The organism is Amedibacterium intestinale (assembly GCF_010537335.1).
Lineage (GTDB): Bacteria > Bacillota_I > Bacilli_A > Erysipelotrichales > Erysipelotrichaceae > Amedibacterium > Amedibacterium intestinale.
The window spans coordinates 1,508,888-1,529,302 of record NZ_AP019711.1 but is presented as its reverse complement, the minus strand read 5'-3'; the positions used below and the strand labels follow the sequence as shown (position 1 = coordinate 1,529,302).

General features: G+C 34.7%; 25 protein-coding genes and 2 tRNA genes. 24 read left to right on the top strand and 3 right to left on the bottom strand.

Features of this window, described 5'->3' with window-relative positions; genetic code table 11:
- Positions 1-16: 16 nt before the first annotated feature.
- A complete protein-coding gene (locus tag A9CBEGH2_RS07820; protein ID WP_163104543.1) occupies positions 17-1,204 on the bottom strand; it encodes a M15 family metallopeptidase in 1,188 nt (395 codons plus the stop codon).
- A gap of 88 nt (positions 1,205-1,292) precedes the next feature.
- A complete protein-coding gene (yqeC, locus tag A9CBEGH2_RS07815) occupies positions 1,293-2,000 on the bottom strand; it encodes a selenium cofactor biosynthesis protein YqeC (RefSeq protein WP_163052029.1) in 708 nt (235 codons plus the stop codon).
- Between the two features lie 76 nt (positions 2,001-2,076).
- Between yqeC and selD the strand changes: the two genes are divergently transcribed.
- The 14 genes from selD (at position 2,077) to A9CBEGH2_RS07745 (ending at position 12,891) form a co-directional block, all read left to right on the top strand.
- Positions 2,077-3,108 (top strand): selenide, water dikinase SelD, encoded by a 1,032-nt coding sequence (gene selD / locus A9CBEGH2_RS07810; protein ID WP_163052028.1) that lies wholly within the window; start codon positions 2,077-2,079, stop codon positions 3,106-3,108.
- On the top strand, positions 3,105-3,704 hold the full coding sequence (yedF, locus tag A9CBEGH2_RS07805; protein ID WP_163104541.1) for a sulfurtransferase-like selenium metabolism protein YedF: 600 nt from the start codon (positions 3,105-3,107) through the stop codon (positions 3,702-3,704). The genes selD and yedF overlap by 4 nt, the downstream gene beginning before the upstream one ends.
- Complete coding sequence (gene yqeB / locus A9CBEGH2_RS07800; RefSeq protein WP_163104539.1) at positions 3,701-4,489, top strand: selenium-dependent molybdenum cofactor biosynthesis protein YqeB; 789 nt, start codon at positions 3,701-3,703, stop codon at positions 4,487-4,489. The genes yedF and yqeB overlap by 4 nt, the downstream gene beginning before the upstream one ends.
- 87 nt (positions 4,490-4,576) lie before the next feature.
- The gene (locus A9CBEGH2_RS07795; protein WP_163104538.1) at positions 4,577-5,704 is read left to right on the top strand and encodes an aminotransferase class V-fold PLP-dependent enzyme; all 1,128 of its coding nucleotides are present in this window, start codon (positions 4,577-4,579) and stop codon (positions 5,702-5,704) included.
- Positions 5,695-5,922, top strand: a complete 228-nt coding sequence (locus tag A9CBEGH2_RS07790) for a putative Se/S carrier protein (protein WP_163104536.1) — start codon at positions 5,695-5,697, stop codon at positions 5,920-5,922. The genes A9CBEGH2_RS07795 and A9CBEGH2_RS07790 overlap by 10 nt, the downstream gene beginning before the upstream one ends.
- A gap of 11 nt (positions 5,923-5,933) precedes the next feature.
- Positions 5,934-6,932, top strand: a complete 999-nt coding sequence (locus A9CBEGH2_RS07785) for an XdhC family protein (RefSeq protein WP_163104534.1) — start codon at positions 5,934-5,936, stop codon at positions 6,930-6,932.
- 96 nt (positions 6,933-7,028) lie between these two features.
- A complete protein-coding gene (locus A9CBEGH2_RS07780) occupies positions 7,029-8,057 on the top strand; it encodes a molybdopterin-binding protein (protein WP_163104528.1) in 1,029 nt (342 codons plus the stop codon).
- 2 nt (positions 8,058-8,059) lie between these two features.
- Entirely contained in the window at positions 8,060-8,545 is a 486-nt protein-coding gene (moaC, locus tag A9CBEGH2_RS07775) for a cyclic pyranopterin monophosphate synthase MoaC (RefSeq protein ID WP_197739425.1), read from the top strand.
- Complete coding sequence (moaA, locus tag A9CBEGH2_RS07770; RefSeq protein ID WP_118276534.1) at positions 8,538-9,515, top strand: GTP 3',8-cyclase MoaA; 978 nt, start codon at positions 8,538-8,540, stop codon at positions 9,513-9,515. Before moaC ends, moaA begins: the two co-directional genes overlap by 8 nt.
- Before the next feature lies 1 nt (position 9,516).
- Complete coding sequence (locus A9CBEGH2_RS07765; protein ID WP_115716680.1) at positions 9,517-9,963, top strand: MOSC domain-containing protein; 447 nt, start codon at positions 9,517-9,519, stop codon at positions 9,961-9,963.
- A complete protein-coding gene (locus A9CBEGH2_RS07760) occupies positions 9,935-10,426 on the top strand; it encodes a MogA/MoaB family molybdenum cofactor biosynthesis protein (RefSeq protein WP_118276533.1) in 492 nt (163 codons plus the stop codon). Before A9CBEGH2_RS07765 ends, A9CBEGH2_RS07760 begins: the two co-directional genes overlap by 29 nt.
- A gap of 11 nt (positions 10,427-10,437) precedes the next feature.
- A complete protein-coding gene (gene modA, locus A9CBEGH2_RS07755) occupies positions 10,438-11,190 on the top strand; it encodes a molybdate ABC transporter substrate-binding protein (RefSeq protein ID WP_197739424.1) in 753 nt (250 codons plus the stop codon).
- Between the two features lies 1 nt (position 11,191).
- A complete protein-coding gene (gene modB, locus A9CBEGH2_RS07750) occupies positions 11,192-11,857 on the top strand; it encodes a molybdate ABC transporter permease subunit (RefSeq protein ID WP_163104526.1) in 666 nt (221 codons plus the stop codon).
- Complete coding sequence (locus tag A9CBEGH2_RS07745; protein WP_158572449.1) at positions 11,854-12,891, top strand: sulfate/molybdate ABC transporter ATP-binding protein; 1,038 nt, start codon at positions 11,854-11,856, stop codon at positions 12,889-12,891. Before modB ends, A9CBEGH2_RS07745 begins: the two co-directional genes overlap by 4 nt.
- Before the next feature lie 95 nt (positions 12,892-12,986).
- On the opposite strand, the gene A9CBEGH2_RS07740 is transcribed toward A9CBEGH2_RS07745, so the two are convergent.
- The gene (locus A9CBEGH2_RS07740) at positions 12,987-13,235 is read right to left on the bottom strand and encodes a helix-turn-helix domain-containing protein (RefSeq protein ID WP_163104524.1); all 249 of its coding nucleotides are present in this window, start codon (positions 13,233-13,235) and stop codon (positions 12,987-12,989) included.
- A gap of 331 nt (positions 13,236-13,566) precedes the next feature.
- Here A9CBEGH2_RS07740 and A9CBEGH2_RS07735 point away from each other — a divergent pair, with 331 nt between their 5' ends.
- From A9CBEGH2_RS07735 to A9CBEGH2_RS12520, 10 genes are all read left to right on the top strand, one after another.
- Positions 13,567-14,508, top strand: coding sequence for a hypothetical protein (locus tag A9CBEGH2_RS07735; protein ID WP_118276529.1), 942 nt, complete (start codon positions 13,567-13,569; stop codon positions 14,506-14,508).
- 18 nt (positions 14,509-14,526) lie between these two features.
- Positions 14,527-16,056, top strand: coding sequence for a cardiolipin synthase (gene cls / locus A9CBEGH2_RS07730; RefSeq protein ID WP_118276528.1), 1,530 nt, complete (start codon positions 14,527-14,529; stop codon positions 16,054-16,056).
- A gap of 16 nt (positions 16,057-16,072) precedes the next feature.
- Positions 16,073-16,558, top strand: coding sequence for a GNAT family N-acetyltransferase (locus A9CBEGH2_RS07725; RefSeq protein WP_118276527.1), 486 nt, complete (start codon positions 16,073-16,075; stop codon positions 16,556-16,558).
- Between the two features lie 30 nt (positions 16,559-16,588).
- Positions 16,589-17,446 (top strand): patatin-like phospholipase family protein, encoded by an 858-nt coding sequence (locus tag A9CBEGH2_RS07720; RefSeq protein ID WP_118276526.1) that lies wholly within the window; start codon positions 16,589-16,591, stop codon positions 17,444-17,446.
- A 138-nt stretch (positions 17,447-17,584) separates the two neighbouring features.
- Positions 17,585-17,661 (top strand) — tRNA-Ile (locus A9CBEGH2_RS07715).
- A gap of 19 nt (positions 17,662-17,680) precedes the next feature.
- Positions 17,681-17,756 (top strand) — tRNA-Ala (locus A9CBEGH2_RS07710).
- Positions 17,757-17,924: 168 nt separating this feature from the next.
- Positions 17,925-18,716 (top strand): histidinol-phosphatase, encoded by a 792-nt coding sequence (locus A9CBEGH2_RS07705; RefSeq protein WP_115716690.1) that lies wholly within the window; start codon positions 17,925-17,927, stop codon positions 18,714-18,716.
- Positions 18,717-18,889: 173 nt separating this feature from the next.
- The gene (gene rplM / locus A9CBEGH2_RS07700) at positions 18,890-19,327 is read left to right on the top strand and encodes a 50S ribosomal protein L13 (RefSeq protein ID WP_115716691.1); all 438 of its coding nucleotides are present in this window, start codon (positions 18,890-18,892) and stop codon (positions 19,325-19,327) included.
- A gap of 13 nt (positions 19,328-19,340) precedes the next feature.
- A complete protein-coding gene (rpsI, locus tag A9CBEGH2_RS07695; RefSeq protein ID WP_118277369.1) occupies positions 19,341-19,745 on the top strand; it encodes a 30S ribosomal protein S9 in 405 nt (134 codons plus the stop codon).
- 123 nt (positions 19,746-19,868) lie between these two features.
- Entirely contained in the window at positions 19,869-20,369 is a 501-nt protein-coding gene (locus A9CBEGH2_RS12520; RefSeq protein ID WP_232057262.1) for a DUF1016 N-terminal domain-containing protein, read from the top strand.
- Positions 20,370-20,415 lie beyond the last annotated feature (46 nt).

The following is a 20,415-nucleotide window of genomic DNA, read 5'->3' as shown; positions in this document are numbered from 1 at the left end:
GAAGAAAGACTTTCTTTTATTCAAGTAAAGTTACAGGATACGAAAATCCATGTTTTAGGGTATATTCTTCTAATGTTAAGTTTTTTTCGTACATTTCCCTGGCGGCTTTTTTTCCTACATATCGAAAATGCCATGGCTCATTTGCAGTTCCTGTGATGTTTGTTTTATCTTTAGGATAGCGAAGAATAAAGCCATATTCATGTGCATGATTGATTACCCATTGATATTCTGGTGTATTACCAAACAAACTATAGGTTCCATCAAGAACATTTTGGCTTGTTAAGTCTACACTTAAACCTAACTGATGTTCACTGCAGCCAGGAATTGCGACAAGCTTTGAAGCAGTCACAGAATCATAAATACGGAAATATTCATCATATATCTTCTTTTGTTCCTCATAAGAACGATAAGCACTGTTGATTACAAGGTGCAATTCCTGTTTTTGTGCATCTTTATACATATTTTCTAAAGCATCTGCCGCATCTTTTCGCATTTGACTGTTGGTGTTGTCAGGGGCATTGGGAATGTTGACTTCTACAAGATTTTCTGGAACATAGCTTTCTGGAATATAAAATCCTTTTTTAATAAGTGTTGTTATGTGTGATGGATCTTTAATTGCATATTTTCTATCTGCTTTGTTTCTTGTATCAATCATACGATAAGAAATCTGCATAACAGCATCTTTTGGAGATTTTTTTGATTTGATATAGGCAGGAAAATCTTTTACGATATATCCCTGAACTGCAAAATAAGGGTTGATTTGTTCCCATGTAAGTTTGTTTTGGATTACTATTTGAAACTCAGATAAAGATAGCTTCTGCATCAAAAAACGTAAATTTTCTTTTTGATAACCAAGTGCACTTAAATCTTTATAATCCTTTTTATAGAAGGTATCTACATAAGAGATGATTTCTTCTGTGTTTTTGTTACTGCTTACTAAAAGGTCATAATCCAAATAATGTTTTTCATTAGGGAATGCATTCCATTTTGATAAATCAATAACTTTATCATAATCTAAATATTCTTTGATTTCATCATCGCTTAAAGAAAGTAAAATTTTTCGTTCCTGTGCAGGATATCCTTTATATCCTAATTGTATACGTGTCCAGTTTGCAATTGTCAAAAATAAAAGAAGGGCAAGGACAGCGAAGCCTGCGATAAGAATTTTAAAACGTTTATGAGTTTTATTTTTACTATTTAACATTTCTATAGTGATCCTCCATAAATCTTACATATACTTTTTTTAATCGTTTTATATTTTAGTATGGAGTTTGCTTTTTTACAATAAAAGATTACATTTTATATACGATATCATTTAGTAGAGAGAAAAAGTATACAGGATAAGGAAGGATTTGTTTTAGGGGTGCCAGCAAATGTTTGTCAGTAACTGTATCCATCTGGTTGATGATAACGATTTTTTGCTGTGCGTGTGTTTTGTTAAAGTTATAGGTGATAAGCTGTGCCATAAGAGAAACATCAACTCTAGTGTCTTCTTTCCATTGAAAATGCTGTTTTGCCAAAGGATAGCGATGAATGGTTTCACATGCTTTTTTATGAAAGGCACTAGCTCCTACGATTTGGATGACACATTCACAAAAAGAGGGAACTGCTGGTTCGTTTTCTTTTTCGAATTTTAATGGATATTGTCTGGAGCCATCTGCTTCTATGATCATTTTATCGCAACAAGATAAAGCTGCTGATAAAACTTCAGATGATACCGATTGCAGTTTTTTACCTTGATAAGGTTTCGCAAGGAATAAAAGATTAGAAGAAAGTTTTGATTGTATTTCCCTGATGTCTTCGCTTAGACTGATTTGCTTGCTTGTTAGATGTTTTGGATATAACATGTGTGTCGTTGTTGTTACGATCGTTTTTTCCTGTTTAGAGAATTTATCACCTAGCGCAAAACAGAAAGAGGTTTTTCCACCTCCTCCAATTACAGAAATGCAGTGCTGTTTTTGAAGCTTTTCTTGATCGATGATAAGTTGTATGGTATTCATGGTATCACTTCCTGAAAATAGTATAAAATAAACAAAAAATATTGTAAAATATAGATGTAGAAATTTGGTGATATATGTGGAAAAGAAATTGTTTTGTAAAAGTGGAGGATGCAGTGCAAAACTTGGTGCCCATGCACTTGATCATGTACTTTCAAAACTTCCAAGAAAAATAGATGAGCATCTTTTGGTAGGGTATGCATCAAAGGATGATGCTGCAGTTTATCAGCTTCGTGAAGATCTGGCAATCGTATCAACGCTTGATTTTTTCCCTGCCATGGTAGAAGATCCGTATACCTTTGGACAGATTGCGGCAACAAATGCATTAAGTGATATATATGCAATGGGAGGAGAAGTGATTAGTGCTTTAAACATTGTTAGCTTTCCTGAAAAAGAGGACTTAAATATTTTAGGAGAAATCTTAATGGGAGGTGCTTCTAAAGTAGAAGAAGCTGGTGGTGTGCTTGCTGGAGGTCATTCCATTCAGGGAGAGGATGTTTTGTATGGGTTAAGTGTAACTGGCACCATACATCCCAATCATATTTATCAAAACTGCGGTGTAAAAGAAGGAGATGTATTAATTCTAAGTAAGCCGCTGGGAGTAGGAATTTTATTGAGTGCCCATCGTATGGGGGCATTAGATGATGATGCCTATCAGAAAATGATTCATTCTATGACAACCTTAAATCGCTATGCGAGTGAAATAATGAAAAAATATCATGTACATGCCTGTACAGATGTGACAGGTTTTGGCTTTTTAGGGCATTTGCATGAAATGCTGGATGGTGCATACAGTGCGCATGTTGATGCAGGTAAACTTCCTTTGTTGCCAAATGTTCATGGGTATGCAGAGGAGTTTTATATTACGGCAGCCGGACAAAAAAATCGAAACTTTTTAGAGGGCAAGGTTCATTTTGAAAATGTGGATTTTGCGATGGAGGAAATTTTGTTTGATCCACAGACAAGTGGAGGGCTGTTAATAAGTGTTTCAAAAGAAGATGCGCAAAGTTTGTTAGAAGAACTTCAAATTATGCAGGAATCATGTAACATTGTAGGAAGAATTGAAAAGAAACAGCCTTATGAAATTTATGTGAAGGGAGAATTGGAATGAAAAAAATCATTGATGCCAGAGGAAAACAATGTCCGATTCCTGTGATACTTGCAAAAGATGCAATGAAAGAGGAAAAGGCAGTTGAAATTGTTGTGGATAATGAGATTGCAGTACAAAATCTTATGAAACTGGCAAAACAAAAGAATTATCAAATGCATAGTGAAAAAAAGGAAGATGTTTTTGTAGTGAATCTTACAAAAGAGGAAGAACAAAGTGAAAATATAATAGAAGAACCTGTTGTGTGTCAAAAAGATACATTGTCTAAGAAAATTGTTGTGATTTCTTCAGAAGTCATGGGACAGGGAGATGATGTTTTGGGAAACGTATTGATGAAAGGATTTATCTATGCACTCACACAGATGGATGTTTTACCTTCCTGTGTTATTTTCTATAATGGAGGATTAAAACTTGCCTGTAAAGGCTCTGCTGTATTAGAGGATTTGAAAACACTGGAATCTTTAGGGGTTGAAATTTTAAGCTGTGGTACCTGTCTGTCTCATTATGGACTTGTTGATGAAGTAGCTATTGGTCAAGTTACCAATATGTATGAAATTGTGGAAAGACAAATGCTGGCTAGTGGAGTGATTCGTCCATGAGAGTAATTGTAAGAGGTGGCGGTGATTTAGCAAGTGGAACAGCGTACAAGCTATTTCAATGCGGTTTTGAAGTCATTCTTTTAGAATGTGAAAAACCGACATCGATTCGTCGTTATGTATCTTTTAGTGAAGCGGTATATCATGGGCAAGCCAGTGTAGAAAATGTATGGTGTGTAAAAGCAGAATGTATACAGGAAGTAGAAAAAATTTTAAGCGATAAGAAAATTGCTTTGCTTGTTGATCCAGATGGAAAAAGCATTTCGAAACTTCATCCAGATGTTGTCGTGGATGCCATCTTGGCGAAAAAAAACTTGGGAACAAGAATCGATATGGCAAAAATTGTTATTGGTTTAGGTCCTGGATTTGAAGCAGGAAAAGATGTTCATGCTGTTGTGGAAACAAAACGTGGACATTCTTTAGGTGTTGTATATTATGAAGGAAAAGCCATTGTGAATACAGGAATACCAGGAGTGATTGGCGGATATGGAAAAGAAAGAGTTATTCATGCCCCGGAAACAGGAATTTTACATTGCAAGGCAAAAATCGGTGATATCGTAGAAAAAGGGCAGTGTATTGCGATGGTTGGAAATGTATGTGTAGAAGCAAGTTTAAGTGGTGTTTTACGAGGAATTCTTCCGGATGGTTTTTCTGTATGGAAAGGATTGAAAATGGCAGATATTGATCCTCGAAAGGAACAGGTAGAAAACTGTACAACGATTTCTGATAAAGCACGCTGTATTGCTGGTGGAGTAGTAGAAGCTATTTTACATTTGCATAATCTTTAAGAATATAAGATATAAGAAGTGAAAGAAACTCATGAATCCCGTGAGTTTTTTACAGTTTTTCGATGTATATAGAAAAGAGGGAATAAAATGATATATTTTGATCATGCGGCTACTTCCTTTCCAAAGTCAAAGGCAACACTGGATGCTTTTGTTTATGCCGCAAATACGTATGCCAATGCAGGCAGAGGGAGTTATGAAGCTTCCTTGCAGGCATCACGAATGCTTTATCAGACAAGAGAAGATATAAAAAAATACGTTCATGCGGAAAATGGAGAAGTTGTGTTTACAAGTGGAACGACTATGGCTTTCAATATCATCATCAAAGGAATGTTTCATAAAGGTGATCATATTCTTACAACAGCATTGGAACATAATTCCATCTTGCGTCCTTTGTATGAGATGGAAAAACAAGGGGTAGAAGTGGATATTCTTTCTTTTAAGAAAGATGGAACAATTGATATAGAGGAATTCATTTCCAAGAGAAAGCCCAATACGAAAGCAATGATCATGACATTGGTTTCCAATGTATTTGGAGTGATACAGCCAGTAAAACAGATTGCGGAAATTGCACATGCGTATGGAATGCTTGTTATCGTTGATGCAGCACAGGCAGTGGGACATATGGATATTAACATGAACGAAATGGGAATTGATATTTTATGTTTTAGTGGACATAAAGGGCTGCGTACGCCAAGAGGAATAGGTGCTATCGTTATGAAACAGGCATATGCTATCGATCCTTTATTAAGTGGAGGAAGTGGATTTTCATCCTTTGAAAAAAGGCAGCCAAAAAATCTTCCGGAACACTTGGAAGCTGGGACTTTGCCGATAGAACTGATTGCATCCTTGCAGGCGGCATTAAAAGAAGAAAGTAAAGAAAACAAGAAACAGGAACAACGTATTTGTACATATTTTATAGAAAAGGTGAAACAGATTTCCAATGTGGAAATCTTATGTGAAGAAAATACAAATCGATGTGCGCTTGTTTCCTTGCGCTTACATGGAATAGCAAGTGAGGAAGCGATGGATCTTCTTTCACAGAACTATGATATATGCGTAAGAGGTGGAATTCATTGTGCACCTTTGCTGCATAAACAGCTGCATACAGAAACATGTGGGTTATTACGGTTTTCTTTTTCAAAAGACAATACAAAAGAAGAAGTCGATATTGCGCTGAAGGCATTACAGGAAATTATGGAGGAAGTATGCGAGTAAAACAAACATGGCTGATTGTAAGTTTTTCTACAACAAATGATGCAATGCGTTTTGAGGCAAATTGTCCTATAGAAGGAAGGCTGATTCCTTTACCGACATCGTTATCATCAGGGTGTGGATTAGCATGGAAATCTCCTTTGTCTTTAAAAATGGAACTGCTGGATTATCTTTCAAAGGAATCAGTCGTATATGAACAGGTTGTAGAAATTTTGTTGTAGGAGGGATGCGTATGTTAGAGAAAATGCAAGAACAAATTAAAAAAGGTGTGACGATGTTTGCACTGCATGAATTGGATGATACAAAACAAAAAAGATGCTGGTTTGTGGAAAAGGCAGAAGAACTTCCTTCCTTTTTACAGAGTGAACATATAAAAGAACTTTTTCATGAGAAGAAAAGTGCCTATTGGAAAGATGGAGATACTTCTTATATGTTAGAATGTGTACTTCCCAAAACACCGTTATATATTATGGGTGGAGGAACGATTGCGCTTTTCTTGGCACAGATGGCACAAATGTGTGATTTTGAAGTTCATGTCTTTGATGATCGAAAAGAGTTTGCAGATTCCCATCGTTTTCCATGGGCAGAAGAAGTCCTATGCATGCCTTTTGATGAGCTGTTTTCTTGTTATCATTTTCAAAAAGATGCATATTTTGTACTTGTGACAAGAGGACATTTGAATGATGAAAAGTGTTTGAAAGAAGTGCTGCAGCTTTCCTATGCTTATGTAGGGATGATTGGTTCAAAAAGAAAAAACAATATCATTAGGGAGCATTTGCTGATGCAGGGATATGAAAAAGAAAAGCTGGATGAGGTGCATGCCCCAATCGGAATTGCTATTCAATCGGATACACCTGCTGAAATTGCAATAAGTATCGTGGCAGAATTGATTCAGAAAAGAGCGCAGTTACGTCCACAATCCACAACAGAAAGTGTTTGGAAAAAAGTGGAAAAGGATTGTATCCTGGCGACTATTTTATATCATCATGGTTCTACTCCAAGAGAAATGGGAAGCAAGATGCTGATTTTTAAAGATGGACATATTGAGGGAAGTGTTGGTGGAGGAAATTTGGAATATGCAGTGCAAAAACAGGCAGAACTTTTATTTCAAAGTTTAGATACATCACAAGTTATGTATTTTTCATTATCGAATGAAGATGCAGCCAAAGAAGGAATGGTATGCGGGGGAGATGCCTGTGTATTGTTAGAAAAAGCAGATATGTTATGGTAAAAGAAAAGAAATAGATGAGTATTGGTAAGGTTTCTTTCTTTATCAACTTAAAAAAATGTGCTATATTGAAAAAGAACAAAAGAGGAGAGGGTGTCTATGAAAAAAATCAATACAGTGGATGCGATAGGGCATGTATTATGTCATGATATTACAAGAATTATCAAAGATGAGGTAAAAGATACCCCTTTTCGTAAAGGGCATATTGTAAAAGAAGAAGATATTCCTGTTTTATTATCGCTTGGAAAAGAACATTTATATGTATGGGAACAAAAGGAAGATATGCTGCATGAAAATGATGCCGCAAAAATCTTATATTCTCTTTGTGAAAATGAATATATGCACCCTTCTGCAATTAGAGAAGGAAAGATTGAGGTAATTGGAGAAGTGGATGGCATGCTGGATGTTGATGTAGAGCGTTTATGCGACATCAATGAAACAGAAGAAATCATGATTGCGTCAAGAAGCAACTATTCTCTTGTGAAAAAAGGAGAAAAACTTGCTGGAATGCGTGTGATTCCTTTAATGGTAAGTAAAGCAAAAATGGAAGAGGTTAAACAAAAAGCGAAAGATAAGCCTTTGTTAGCCATTCGTCCTTTCGTATTAAAAACAGCAGGTGTAGTCACAACAGGAAGTGAGGTATATCACGGACGTATCAAAGATACCTTTACACCGGTTATCATAGATAAATTAAAAGAATATGGCATAGAAGTATGTATGCATATGATTGTGGATGATAAGCCAGAACAAATTACAGAAGCAATACGTACTATGAAAGAAGCTAAGGTAGATATGATCTTATGCACAGGAGGTATGAGTGTAGATCCAGATGATGTTACTCCGCTATCTATTCGATTAAGTGGAGCAAATATCGTATCTTATGGAGCCCCAGTTCTTCCAGGTGCCATGTTTTTGCTTGGTTATTTTGAAGATGATACACCAATTGTAGGACTTCCAGGTTGTGTCATGTATGCAAAGGCAACCGTATTTGATTTATGTCTTCCAAGAATTGCATGTGGAATTAAATTAACGAAAAAAGATATCGCAAGATTAGGAAATGGCGGATTTTGTATGCAATGCAAAGAATGTCATTATCCAAACTGCAGTTTTGGGAAAGAGATTTTATAGAAATGAGTGAGAATATGGAATTAACACATTTTGATGAACATGGAAATGCTGTTATGGTCGATGTAAGTGAAAAGAAAATTACTTCTAGAACAGCAGTGGCAAAAGGTGAAATTTATGTCAGTGAAGATATCATGCAGGCTTTGTTGAAGAAAAAAGTAAAAAAAGGAGATGTCTTGGGTGTTGCACAGATTGCAGGAATTATGGGCGCCAAGAAAACAAGTGATTTAATTCCCTTGTGCCATCCTTTAATGCTTGGAAAGTGTCAGGTACAATTTCATATCCATGAAGATAAAGGGTGTATAGAAGCAGTATCTACGGTAAAAACAGATGGGAAAACCGGTGTGGAGATGGAAGCCTTAACAGCCGTAACCACTGCTTTATTAACTATTTATGATATGTGTAAAGCCATTGATAAACATATGCATATTGAACATGTCCATTTAGTAGAAAAAAGTGGTGGAAAAAGCGGAGATTTTTCTTATGAGTAAATGTATGAAAGATACGTTTGGAAGAAATATTGATTATCTTCGTATTTCGATTACACAAAGATGCAATCTTGCTTGTACATACTGTATGCCAAAAGAAATTTCTGAAGAAAAAGAAGATGTTTTAACTTATGATGAAATTATAGAGCTTGTAGAAATTTTTGCGCAAAGTGGCATACGTAAAATTAAATTAACAGGCGGAGAGCCTCTGGTAAGAAAAAATGTGTCTGTGCTTGTTAAGAATTTGTTGAAGGTAAAAGGTATTGAGGAAGTAACACTTACAACCAATGGAATTTTATTAGATGCACAGGTAGAAGATTTATATGCGGCAGGGATTCGTCATATCAATGTAAGTTTAGATACCTTGGATGAAGAAATTTATCATCGTATTACTGGACAATATGGAGTAAGCAAGGTGTGGAAAGGTATTTTACATGCCTTATCTTTAGGCATGCATATAAAAATTAATGTTGTTGCGGTAAAAGAGCGAACAAGAAAAGAAATTATAGAACTTGTAAATCTGGCAAAAGAGTATCCATTGCACGTTCGTTTTATTGAATTGATGCCGATTGGTATGGGAAAACAGCAAAAACGATTGGAAGAGGAAGTTGTTCGTTCGTGGATCAAAGATGCATATGGAGAATTGAAGGAAGTTCATAAATCATTAGGAAATGGACCATGCAGTTATTATGCATTAGAAGGATTTCAAGGATATATTGGTTTTATTAGTGCTTTGTCACATGAATTTTGTGCAAACTGTTCCCGTTTGCGATTGACTGCCGATGGTTTTTTAAAACCATGTTTACAATATTCTTATGGATGTGATCTAAAAGAGCCACTAAAAAAACATGATGTGGAAGAAGTAAGACATCGTATTGCAAATATGGTTTATCATAAACCAAAATCTCATGCGTTTTTATCCGAAGATCATAAGGATAAGGAAACAAAACCAATGTCAAAAATAGGAGGTTAAGATGGGGAAAGTTGTTGCGGTATGTATAAGTCCCAAAAGAGGGACAGTAAAACAAAATGTAGGGAAAATACATTTAATAAAGGATTATGGGATTGAACATGATGCACACGCAGGTAATTGGCATCGACAGGTAAGTTTGTTGTCGTATGAGCGTATTCGTGCCTTTAATGAAAAAGGTGCCAATGTAGAAGCAGGTGCTTTTGGAGAAAATATTATTGTGGACGGTATTGATTTTGTAAATCTACCTGTTGGTACAATCATGAAATGCAAGGATGTAATCTTAGAACTTACACAGATTGGAAAAGAATGTCATACTCATTGTGAAATTTATAAGCGTATGGGTGAATGCATCATGCCAAAACAAGGGGTATTTGCGAAAGTTTTACAAGGTGGAGATATTCAGATAGGAGATGAGTTTTATGTATCAGGCAGCGATACTGATTGCTAGTGATCAAGGATATGCAGGAACACGAGAAGATCTCTGTACGCCTTATTTAAAGGAATTGTTGAAAGAGCAAGGCTATAAAGTGGTTGACTGTAGAATATTGCCAGATGAGCAGCAGCAATTGGAAGAAGCAATGAAAGATATTTGTGATAACATAAAACCACAGCTTTTACTAACAAGTGGAGGGACAGGTTTATCACAAAGAGATTGTATGCCGGAAGCTACTGTGGCAATTGCACAGCGTATGGTACCAGGAATTGCGGAAGCAATGCGTGCCTATTCTATGCAATTTACAAAACGTGCCATGTTTTCAAGAGCGGTTGCAGCTACAAGAAAACAAACGTTGATCATTAATCTTCCAGGAAGTCCCAAGGCAGTTAAAGAATGTATGGAGGCAATCATTGAAGAACTTCCACATGCTTTAGGAATCATGATGAATATAGAAAGGAATTGTGCAAGAAAATGAGAAAAAAAAGAATGAGTAGATTGTTATTTGCGGGAATGTTAGCTCTTATGTTATGCGCTTGTTCCAATACAGGAAAAGAAAAAGAAGAAATTACTGTGTTGGCAGCTGCCAGTATGAAGGATGCTTTGGAAGAAATTAAAACGATGTATCCAAATGAAAATATAGTAATCAATTATTCTTATGGGGCAAGTGGAACACTGCAAAACCAGATAGAACAGGGAGCACCAGCTGATATTTTTATATCTGCAGCAGATAAACAGATGGATACTTTAGAGGAAAAAGGCAAAATTGATGCGGATACAAGAGGCGTATTACTGAAAAATGATTTGGTTTTGATTGCTGGAAAAAATAATACAGCGATCAAGAGTATTGATGATCTAGAAAAAGACAGTGTAAAAGCGATTGCTGTGGGTGAGTTTGCCAGTGTGCCTGCTGGACAATATGCAAAAGAAGCGCTGGATTCTTTGCGTATGTTTGATACATTGAAAGACAAAATTGTATATGGTTCAGATGTTCGAGCGGTTTTAAACTGGGTTGAAACATCACAGGCGGATTGTGGAATCGTTTATGGAAGTGATGCGAAAAGCAGTGATTTAGTACGTGTTGTTGATAGCTTTCCAAACGACTCACATAAAGAAATTCGCTATCCTATAGCAATTATCAAAGACAGCAAGCATAAAGAAGCCGCAAAAGAATTTATGGAATATCTGCAAAGTGATGATGCTAAAAACGTGTTTAAAGATAATGGATTTCAGGTAGAATAATATGTTTCATTCACCATTTTTCATTTCTTTAAAAATTGCTTTATTGGCAACACTGCTTGTGTTTATTAGTGGTTTATTTCTTGCGTATAAGTCTTTGCACTGGAAAAAAACAAGAAAGATCATGGATATTATCTTTTTGCTGCCGATGGTATTGCCTCCTACAGTGATTGGATTCTTCTTGCTGCTGTTTTTCAGTAAACAATATCCTTTTGGACAGTTTTTAGACAGTGTGGGAATACAAATCATATTTAGCTGGTGGGGAGGCGTCTTTGCTTCTTTCATAGTTGCATTTCCATTGATATATCGTAGTGTACAAAGTGCGATGGAACAAATGGATGAAAATTTATGCCTTGTGGCAAGAACATTAGGAATGAAAGAAATAACGATCTTTTGGAAAATTGTTATACCAAATTGTATACCAGGGATTGTTTCTGGAATCCTTCTTGCGTTTACCAGAGCCTTTGGTGAATTTGGCGCAACGATTATGGTGGCAGGGAATATTCCAGGAAAAACACAAACTATATCGATGGCAATTTATTCTGCGATGCAATCGGGTGATTTTCAAACTGCCTATATCTGGGTAGCGTGTATTTTGTTGTTCTCTACTGCCTGCATCCTTGTTATGCAGTATGTTACTTCTTATAAATGGAAGAAGGTAGAAAAATGAAACTATCGATACATATCAAAAAACAGCTTCGCTCTTTTTTACTGCAGGTAGATTTAGATTGTGAAGATGGCGTGTTTGCACTGTTAGGTCCTAGTGGATGTGGAAAAAGTATGACATTAAAATGTATTGCGGGAATAGAAACACCGGATGAAGGTTATATTGCTATCAATGATGTTGTTGTGTTTGATTCTAAAAATCATATCAATGTTCCTATTCAAAAAAGACACTGTGGCTTTATGTTTCAAAACTATGCTTTATTTCCGAATATGACAGTGAAGGAAAATATCGCATGTGCAGTTCAAGATAAAACAATACGTAAACAGAAAACAGAACAGATCATGAAAACCTATGATTTAATGGAACTGGCAGATGTATACCCGTCGCATTTATCGGGTGGACAGGCACAGCGCTGTGCTTTTGCAAGAACCATGGCCTCCAATCCACAAATTTTATTACTAGATGAACCGTTTTCTGCTATGGACAAGTATATAAAAAAGAAATTAAGTTATGAATTGCAGCATCTTTTAGAAACCTTTTCTGGGTGTGTTATTTATGTGTCACATGATAATGAAGAAGTGTATTCTTTAGCTGATCAAATTGCTTTGTTGAATCATGGAAGGATTGTGGAAAAAGGAAACAAGGAAAAAATATTTCATCACCCTGAAACCGTTTATGGAGCTATCCAGGCAGGATATGAAAACATATCTGAGATTGAAATACTTGATTCGTATACTTTTTATGCGAAGGACTGGGACATGGTATTAAAAAGTGATATAGCTTTAAATACTTCATATACACATGCTGCGATACGTGCAGAAGATATATGCTCACAAAAACAATCTGAAAACAGTTATGAGATTGAGGTTGTAAAAACAATTTCGAATTTAAATGGAACTTATAGTTTTGTAAGAAACAAGGGCACTTGTGCAAAATGGCTGCTATGTAAAGAAGAATGTATTACAAAGCAGAAACAGATTGTTTTTCCAAAACAATGTTTATGTGTGTTAAAGAGTAAAAAACTGAGTGTTGATTGAAAAACTACTCAGTTTTTTTAACATTGCATAATAAAATAAGAAATTAATTGTATAATTTTCTGCTTTTGTTCTTTTGACATGGAGTGAAAAAACTTTTATAATTCACTTCGCACTTCTCTATCTGTATGAAATCCTAATATATGGTTAGGATCAAGGTTTAAAAGTCTTGCGATTCTACAAAAATCATCAATTCTCCAAGTTGTTCTTCCGTTTAAGTAACTGTTCAAAGATTGAGGAGACATATGCATTTTTTCTGCTATTTCTTTCTGTGTTGTATCATGGAAAGAAATAGCTTCTTTAATTACTTCCCCACATTGAATTAAAAAAGCGTCTTTTTTCTTCATGATTTCCTACCTCCTGGGATAAAATTATACTAGATAAGTGATGTTTAGTAGCTTATAATAAATGAAATTGATAATAAAATTAAATAAAATAAAAGAAATGCTGTATTTCTAAATAGTGTCTATACCTTTTTAAATAAGAAGAATATTCTAAAACAGGGGGTAAATATATGCGAAAAATAATATATCTTCTGTTTGTAATGGTTTTATGCGTGGGAATATTTTTGATATATTTTATCAACTATCTATGCTTTCTATAGTGATTCCAAAAGAAAGGGTATTAAAAAAAGTAGGTTTACGTTATAATTACAGTATTGGTTTAGGAGTGTGCAGGATGAATAAAAAAATAATAGATAAATATACAAAAGAATATGGCGTACGTTTTTCAAGACGACAAAAAAGAAAAGCTTCTTTGGTGTTGTTTGAGGATATGAAAGATGCAGGTTATGAAGGTACAATGATAAGTGGAAGAAAAGTATTTTCAAAAGCAGAAAATTATTTGTTTGGAAATATAAAAACGATGAAAACAGTCATCGTTATACCCTTTGATACACCTCAGCACTGTTTTTGGAGAAGAGTTTCTTACTATCCTTTAAATGGGAATAAATCTGCAAATAAAAGTGTGCTTCCTATGTTTGCACCAGTTATTTTATTATATTTGATGGTTTTTGTGATGCTGTGGATTGCGGATCATTTTGTTACATCACCACAATTGGCTTTTGGGATTTCTTTGTTTATATATTTTCTAATCTTTTTCCTTTTGTATCTTATGACAATTGGAATTGCGAATCGCAACAATTACAATCGATATTCTTTGTCTGTGGCAACAGCGATAGAACTGGCACAGAAACTAGGAAAAGATGAAAAAAGAAAGGTTGGATTCTTGTTTACGGATAAAAATAAAACAAGGTATTATGGAGCACAGCTTGCAGTTGACAAATTTATACAAGAAAACAAAAATCCAGATTTTATCTGTATTGATTGTATTGGTGAAGGATCTGTTATTCAGATTGGATATAATCCGAATATGCGAAAAATGGCTGTAAAATTAAAACAAAAAGAGAACATCGATTTGGTTAAGTTATCAGAAACAATGCGTATGCAAAATGCGATGGGAGTATTTTCTCATGCTGTTGTTATCGCAAGAGGGGATTTGGATAAAGATAATGAGTTATGTTTAACAACAACATGTACTTCAAAAGATAAACATATAGAAGAAAGTATGGCGGATGATGTAGTGGAAATGCTTTATAATTATCTTTGTAAACTTTCTTAATTGGAAGGAGGCTTTTTTATGCTTCGTAAAATTTTATCTTTGTTACATAATAAAATCTTTATTGTTGGGGTATTGATCCTTATTCAGCTGGCAGTGTTTTTTGGTATTGTCTTTAAATTAAGCGAATACTTCGTGGCAATTTATTTCTTTTTGATTGCCCTTAGCTTTATCATTAGTATTTATATAGTAAATAAAGATGATAATCCGACATATAAGATGACATGGGTCATGTTGATCATGGGGCTCCCTGTTTTTGGCGGTTTGATTTATTTGTTGTTTGGCGGTCAGAAAGTACCTAAGGAACTTCGTGTTCGTGACAATGAAGCGGCAAAAAAATATCCGGGAATTTTTTGGCAGAATGCAGAAATTATGGAAGAATTGCAGGAAGAAGATTCAAATGCATTTAAACAGGCAAATTATTTGTGGAAAAATGCACGTTTTCCAATTTATAAACAAACAGAAACAACATTCTTTCCAATTGGAGAAGAAAAGTTTAAGGCAATTGTAGAAAAATTGAAAAAAGCGGAAAAATTTATATTTTTAGAATATTTCATTATTGCCCCAGGTATTATGTGGGATACGATTTTGGATATTTTGATTCAAAAAGTGAAAGAAGGCGTAGAAGTTCGTGTGCTGTATGATGATTTTGGATGTATTACAACGCTTCAGCCTGATTATGCACAGGTTTTATGTAAATTAGGTATTAAGACAAAGGTGTTTAATCCGATTCGTCCAAGACTGGCTATTCAGATGAACAACCGCGATCATCGTAAAATACTTATTATTGATGGAAAAGTTGGAATGACAGGTGGAATTAACCTTGCGGATGAATATATAAATAAAAAAGAACGTTTTGGACATTGGAAAGATTGCGGCGTCATGTTGAAAGGGGAAGCTGTATGGAATCTTACGATGATGTTTTTACAGTTTTGGAATTACGATGAAGATGTAAAAGATGACTTTTTCCAATATAAAGCAGAAAATATGAATTTTAAAAACGATGGTTTTGTACAGCCTTATAGTGACAGTCCTACGGATTCTGAAAACATAGGGGAATACACACATATCAATATGATTAATGGTGCGAATTCTTATGTGTATGCGACAACGCCTTATTTAGTTATTGATAATGAAATGAAAACAGCATTGATATTAGCTGCGAAAAATGGAATTGATGTACGTATCTTAGTTCCTCATATTCCTGATAAATGGTATGTATTTATGGTAACACGTTCTAATTATCGTTCATTAATTGAAGCTGGTGTTAAAATTTATGAATATACACCAGGTTTTGTACATGGAAAAACGTTTGTAGTAGATGATAAGATGGCAGTTGTTGGAACGGTAAATATGGATTATCGATCTTACTATCTTCATTATGAATGTGGTGTATGGTTTTATAAAAGCAAAGTTGTTATGGATGTTAAGAAAGACTATTTGGAAACTTTGGAAAAATCACAGCAGATTACTTTAGAAGATTGTTTAAAGGTAAAACTTCCAGTTCGTATCTTGCGCTCTATTTTAAATTTATTTTCTCCTATGATGTAAAAGAGAGAAATTGCAGATGAAAAAGAAAATAGATTTGGAAATAAGGCCATATGTTGAAGCTGACTTAAAAATCATACTACAACTGTTTAAAGATACGATTTATACTGTTAACAAAAAAGATTATGACAGCAAACAGCTTGCAGCGTGGGTGGAAGGCATGAATGTGGAAAAGTTTAAAACTAGTTTGTTATGCCATGAAACGCTGGTAGCCTGTATCAATCATCAGATTGTTGGGTTTGCGGATATGGATAAAACTGGATATTTAGATCATTTGTATGTGCATAAGGATCATCAAAGAAAAGGAATTGCAAGTGCATTGTGCGATGCTTTGGAAAAACAAAGCAAGGCGCTTGGTTTTGAAACGCATTCCTCCATAACAGCTTGTCGTTTTTTTGAAAAAAGAGGTTACAAGATCATTAAAAAACAGGAAGTGTTACGTAATGATACATATTTGACCAATTTCGTTATGAAAAAAGAAAACTTTACAATATTAAAAAAATAATTATAATTTTATCGTTGAGGTGTGATAGTTATGAGTAAAAAAATTGGATTGATTTGTGAAGGCGGAGGAACAAAAGCAGCATATACCTGCGGTGTTTTACAGTGCTTTCTAGATAATGATATTAATTTTCCATATACTGTTGGAATTAGTGCAGGAGCAGAAGTTTTGTTGCCATTTGTCGCAAAACAAAGAGAACGACTTCGCTTTAGTGGTGTTGAGGCAGCTAGTGATCCAAAAGCAATAGGACTTTCTCCCTTACTTCATGAAAAAGGAGTCTTTGGGATTGATTATGTTTGTAAATTTATTGAAAAACATGAACCACTGGATTATAAGACGTTTATGAAAAATCCAACAAAACTGGATATTGGTGTTTATAATATGGATAATGATCAGGTGGAATATTATCCAAAAGAAGATTTTGATCCGGAAGAACAAAATCTTATGAAAGCATCCTGCTCTTTGTTTTTGTTAACTAGACCTGTTTATTTTAAAGGACATAAATGTATGGATGCAGGTCTTGTTGATATGATTCCAATTGAACAAAGTATTCGAAATGGGATGGAAAAACATGTTTTTATTTCTACAAAAGAAGAAAATTATATTAGAAAGCCTGCACCTAAATGGCAGTTGATGTTAGCTTCTTTATTCTATCCTGGAAATAAAAAAGTAAAAGAGTTTTTACGAATCCGTCATGAGAATTATAATAAACAATGGGGAATTGTGAAAGATTTGGAAAACAAAGGAAAAGCACTTGTGTTAAGACCAAGTGCAGATTATGGTGTAACACGGTATACACATGATAAAGATTTGTTGCAGAAGTGGTTTGATTTGGGATATGAGGATACAAAAAACAGACTTCCGCAAATAAAAGAATTTATGAACAATTAAGAGCTAGTTATAAGCTCTTTTTTTTGAGAATTGTTTTTTACTAAAAAGAGGTAAAATTAAGGATTGAAAAAAATTATAAAAAAGTTGTTGACATAGGGATAGGAGGATGGTATTATATTAAGGCATTCGATGGAAGACGGGCCTGTAGCTCAGGTGGTTAGAGCGCACCCCTGATAAGGGTGAGGTCGTTGGTTCAAGTCCATTCAGGCCCACCATCGAATTTAATATACATATGGGCTGTTAGCTCAGCTGGGAGAGCACCTGCCTTGCACGCAGGGGGTCAGCGGTTCGATCCCGCTACGGTCCACCATGATAAACTAGAAAGATTCCACATGGAATCTTTTTTTACATTTAGTAAGGTTAAATGGATTCTCTTTTAATTGGTGGAGTGTTTAATTAAAAAAATAAAGCACTAGCTATTATATGTTTTTTTGATTTGTGGTATAGTAAGCTAGTAAAATGAGGAAGTGTTTATTATATGAGAAAAACAAATTATCATATGCATACTTATCGATGTATGCATGCTTCTGGAACTGATGAAGAGTATGTCTTAAGTGCAATTAAAAATGGTTATGAAGAAATCGGATTTTCTGATCATTCCCCCTGGAAATATGATAGCAATTTTGTTGCACATATGCGTATGAAGGATAGTCAGTTTCACGACTATTATAGAAGCGTTTCTGCTTTAAAAGAAAAATATAAAAATCAGATTTCTATTAAAATAGGTTTAGAATGTGAATATTTTCCTAAGTATATGCCTTGGCTAAAAGAATTGTTAAAAGAATATCATTTGGATTACATCATCTTTGGCAATCATTATTATAAAACAGATGAGGATAGAGTGTATTTTGGTACAGCTTGTGAGAAAGACGATATGCTTGAAAAATATGTTGATGAAGCAATTGAAGGGATGAAAACAGGATTGTATTCCTATTTATGTCATCCAGATTTATTTATGCGAGGACGAAGAAAATTTGATGAATTTTCAAAACAGCAGAGCTATCGTTTATGCCAGGCTGCAAAAGATATGGATATTCCCTTAGAATATAATTTAGCAGGTGCAGCATATAATGACATTATGAATACTACACAGTATCCTCATCCTGAATTTTGGAAAATAGCTGCAGAAGTAGGGAATAAGACTATTATAGGTGTTGACGCTCATGAACCCAAAGCAATGGAAAACAATAAGTATCGAGATGAAGCGATTTCTTTTTTGGAAGGGCTAGGTATTAATATTATAGATACGATTAAGTTTCATCAATTTTAACAAAGAGATAGGAAACGTATTTCATAGAAGAAGATTTTACAAGATGCGATAAAAAAAGTTTAAAAATTTTTGATAAAATTCTGTTGACTTTAAAACATTTTGAATATAAACTATTAAATAGGCACTTATGCCTTTGTAGCCCCGGAAACTACATAGGAAAGGAAGTAAAAAATATGCGCCAAACAACTTTTACAAAACCTGCTGAAGTAGAACGTACTTGGTACGTAGTAGATGGAGCAGGAATGACTTTAGGTCGTTTATCTACTGAAGTAGCATCAGTGTTAAGAGGAAAACACAAACCTACTTACACACCAAACGTTGACTGTGGAGATTTCGTTATCGTAATCAACGCTGACCAAATCGTTATGACAGGAAACAAATTAGAAACTAAGAAATACTACAACCACTCTGGTTATGCTGGAGGACTTCGTACACGTACTGCACGTGTTATGAAAGAAAACTATACTGTTGAATGGGTTGAAAGATCAATTTATGGTATGTTGCCTCACACAAAACTTGGAGACAGAATGCGTAGACACTTGTTTGTTTACACAGGTAGTGAACATCCACATGCAGCTCAGAAACCAGTTGAGCTGAAAATCAAAGGGTAAGGAGGAATAAGAAATGGCAGCTAAGAAAAATTCAGTAACTTACAATGGTACAGGACGCCGTAAAACTTCTGTTGCTCGTGTCTTCATGACTCCGGGTAAAGGTAATATTGTTGTTAATGGTAAAACATTAGAAGAATACTTGCCACTAGAAACTTTGCGTATGGTTGTTCGTTCACCACTTGAATTAACTGAAACTTTAGAACAATTTGATATCAAAATCAATGTTAAAGGTGGAGGATACACTGGTCAGGCTGGTGCTATGCGTCACGGTATTACACGTGCTTTGATGGAAGCAAGTGCTGATTATCGTCCTGCATTAAAAGCAGCTGGATTCGTTACTCGTGATCCACGTGCTAAAGAACGTAAAAAATACGGTCTTAAAGCAGCTCGTCGTGCTCCACAGTTCTCAAAACGTTAGTAATAATTGTTGTGAGAAGATTAGAGAAGTATTTAGACTTTGTAAGAAGTTTAGATGCTTCTTTTTTTCTTTTTAAAATAGGGGTATAATAAGAATAATTAATATTGAAAGGAGTATTTGATTTTGGAAAATAATTTTCTAGATAATGAATCGTTAGTAAATGAAATCACTTATATTATCGTAAATGCTAGAAATAATGTTATTAAAAATGTTAATAATGAGTTAATTAATGCATATTGGAATATAGGACGTATCATAGTTGAGGATGAGTTAAAATCCGAGCGTGGCGAATATGGGAAAAAGCAATTACTTACACTATCGAAGACTCTTACAAATAAATTTGGGAAAGGATTTTCTCGAGCAAACCTTCAAAATATGAGATTACTTTATTTGAAATATCCAAATTGCCAGACACTGTCTAGCAAATTAAGCTGGTCACATTACTGTGAATTACTGTATATATCAGATGATGATAAACGTAGTTTCTATGAAAAGGAAGCGATTAATGCAAATTGGTCAGTAAGGGAGTTAAAAAGACAAATAAGCACTTCATTATTTGAAAGATTGTTGTTATCAAATGGCGAGGCTAACAAAAAGAGGGTTCTTGAATTAGCGTTAAGATGATAATCCACCGATTGGTTTGATTTTATGTACTGATAAGGGGAATGTT

Bases quoted from the DNA above. Each gene is read 5' to 3' on its own strand.
- A9CBEGH2_RS07735 (WP_118276529.1), top strand. From the start codon at position 13,567: ATGAATAAAAAAATAATAGATAAATATACAAAAGAATATGGCGTACGT.
- A9CBEGH2_RS07725 (WP_118276527.1), top strand. From the start codon at position 16,073: ATGAAAAAGAAAATAGATTTGGAAATAAGGCCATATGTTGAAGCTGAC.
- A9CBEGH2_RS07760 (WP_118276533.1), top strand. From the start codon at position 9,935: ATGTATCAGGCAGCGATACTGATTGCTAGTGATCAAGGATATGCAGGA.
- cls (WP_118276528.1), top strand. From the start codon at position 14,527: ATGCTTCGTAAAATTTTATCTTTGTTACATAATAAAATCTTTATTGTT.
- yedF (WP_163104541.1), top strand. From the start codon at position 3,105: ATGAAAAAAATCATTGATGCCAGAGGAAAACAATGTCCGATTCCTGTG.
- rpsI (WP_118277369.1), top strand. From the start codon at position 19,341: ATGGCAGCTAAGAAAAATTCAGTAACTTACAATGGTACAGGACGCCGT.
- moaC (WP_197739425.1), top strand. From the start codon at position 8,060: ATGAGTGAGAATATGGAATTAACACATTTTGATGAACATGGAAATGCT.
- A9CBEGH2_RS07785 (WP_163104534.1), top strand. From the start codon at position 5,934: ATGTTAGAGAAAATGCAAGAACAAATTAAAAAAGGTGTGACGATGTTT.
- rplM (WP_115716691.1), top strand. From the start codon at position 18,890: ATGCGCCAAACAACTTTTACAAAACCTGCTGAAGTAGAACGTACTTGG.
- yqeC (WP_163052029.1), bottom strand. From the start codon at position 2,000: ATGAATACCATACAACTTATCATCGATCAAGAAAAGCTTCAAAAACAG.
- A9CBEGH2_RS07740 (WP_163104524.1), bottom strand. From the start codon at position 13,235: ATGAAGAAAAAAGACGCTTTTTTAATTCAATGTGGGGAAGTAATTAAA.
- yqeB (WP_163104539.1), top strand. From the start codon at position 3,701: ATGAGAGTAATTGTAAGAGGTGGCGGTGATTTAGCAAGTGGAACAGCG.
- A9CBEGH2_RS07780 (WP_163104528.1), top strand. From the start codon at position 7,029: ATGAAAAAAATCAATACAGTGGATGCGATAGGGCATGTATTATGTCAT.
- A9CBEGH2_RS07820 (WP_163104543.1), bottom strand. From the start codon at position 1,204: ATGTTAAATAGTAAAAATAAAACTCATAAACGTTTTAAAATTCTTATC.
- modB (WP_163104526.1), top strand. From the start codon at position 11,192: ATGTTTCATTCACCATTTTTCATTTCTTTAAAAATTGCTTTATTGGCA.
- A9CBEGH2_RS07745 (WP_158572449.1), top strand. From the start codon at position 11,854: ATGAAACTATCGATACATATCAAAAAACAGCTTCGCTCTTTTTTACTG.
- moaA (WP_118276534.1), top strand. From the start codon at position 8,538: ATGAGTAAATGTATGAAAGATACGTTTGGAAGAAATATTGATTATCTT.
- A9CBEGH2_RS07705 (WP_115716690.1), top strand. From the start codon at position 17,925: ATGAGAAAAACAAATTATCATATGCATACTTATCGATGTATGCATGCT.
- A9CBEGH2_RS07795 (WP_163104538.1), top strand. From the start codon at position 4,577: ATGATATATTTTGATCATGCGGCTACTTCCTTTCCAAAGTCAAAGGCA.
- A9CBEGH2_RS07790 (WP_163104536.1), top strand. From the start codon at position 5,695: ATGCGAGTAAAACAAACATGGCTGATTGTAAGTTTTTCTACAACAAAT.
- modA (WP_197739424.1), top strand. From the start codon at position 10,438: ATGAGTAGATTGTTATTTGCGGGAATGTTAGCTCTTATGTTATGCGCT.
- A9CBEGH2_RS07765 (WP_115716680.1), top strand. From the start codon at position 9,517: ATGGGGAAAGTTGTTGCGGTATGTATAAGTCCCAAAAGAGGGACAGTA.
- A9CBEGH2_RS07720 (WP_118276526.1), top strand. From the start codon at position 16,589: ATGAGTAAAAAAATTGGATTGATTTGTGAAGGCGGAGGAACAAAAGCA.